Origin of the sequence: Dawidia cretensis, assembly GCF_018598175.1 — a bacterium.
Classification (GTDB): domain Bacteria; phylum Bacteroidota; class Bacteroidia; order Cytophagales; family Cyclobacteriaceae; genus Ohtaekwangia; species Ohtaekwangia cretensis.
The window spans coordinates 1-500 of sequence record NZ_JAHESE010000117.1 but is presented as its reverse complement, the minus strand read 5'-3'; the positions used below and the strand labels follow the sequence as shown (position 1 = coordinate 500).

Annotated in this window: 1 protein-coding gene; it reads right to left on the bottom strand. The window is 56.4% G+C overall.

Going from position 1 to position 500, the window contains the following annotated elements; genetic code table 11:
- Positions 1 to 500: carboxypeptidase-like regulatory domain-containing protein (locus tag KK062_RS29990; RefSeq protein WP_254088074.1), on the bottom strand; the 500-nt coding region annotated here is incomplete at both ends.

Below are 500 nucleotides of genomic sequence, written 5' to 3'. Positions count from 1 at the left end.
CAACGTGCGGGTGTTACCCGTGCCTTCGAGTCGTTCGATTTCGACCTGGAAGCCTAAGAGGGTGCTGATGTCAAACGAGGGCTTGGTCAGAACGAAGTCTACGGTAGCCTGCGTACCGCTGAACGTTTGCTGCTTTGCTGCACCGACATAACCGGTTTTGGTAACCTGTAACGTATAATCACCCACCGGAACGACAAGGGTATAGTGGCCATTGTCGGCCGTCGTGGTGTGCAAATAATCGAACCCATCGACACGCACGGCAGCGTCCCCAACGGGCTGACTCGCCGCCGTCACGGTACCACGAACGGATACGCCGCTTTTTAAGGCAACTTCCAATACCGTTACCTCGGTGTCGAGTGGTGTTACTTGTTTCTGCGTGGTAACGAACGCGCTACCCGCCGGCCCGCTGACTTCGACCACAATGTCACCGCCCGGTACTTCCGAATACCACGTTCCCTGGGCATCGGTTTGTCCGGTCAGGGGTGTATCGACTATGGTGA